The 272-nt window shown below is 58.1% G+C and carries 1 protein-coding gene; it reads left to right on the forward strand.

Features of this window, described 5'->3' with window-relative positions; translation table 11 throughout:
- A partial coding sequence (locus tag EOD29_RS31810) for a hypothetical protein (protein ID WP_164763945.1) occupies window positions 1-272 on the forward strand: 272 nt, incomplete at both ends.

The following is a 272-nucleotide window of genomic DNA, read 5'->3' on the forward strand; positions in this document are numbered from 1 at the left end:
GGTGATCAAGGACGGCCCGATCAAGCTGCAGAAGGACAACAAGATCCGCCGCGTCGTCATGTGCTCCGGCAAGGTCTATTACGATCTTCTCGAAGAGCGTGAAAAACGCGGCATCGACGACATCTATCTCCTGCGCGTCGAGCAGCTCTACCCGTTCCCGGCAAAGGCGCTGATCAACGAGCTGTCGCGCTTCCGCAATGCCGAGATGGTCTGGTGCCAGGAAGAGCCGAAGAACATGGGCGCATGGTCGTTCATCGACCCGTTCCTCGAAT

Source organism: Mesorhizobium sp. M1A.T.Ca.IN.004.03.1.1 (genome assembly GCF_003997555.1).
Taxonomy (GTDB): domain Bacteria; phylum Pseudomonadota; class Alphaproteobacteria; order Rhizobiales; family Rhizobiaceae; genus Mesorhizobium.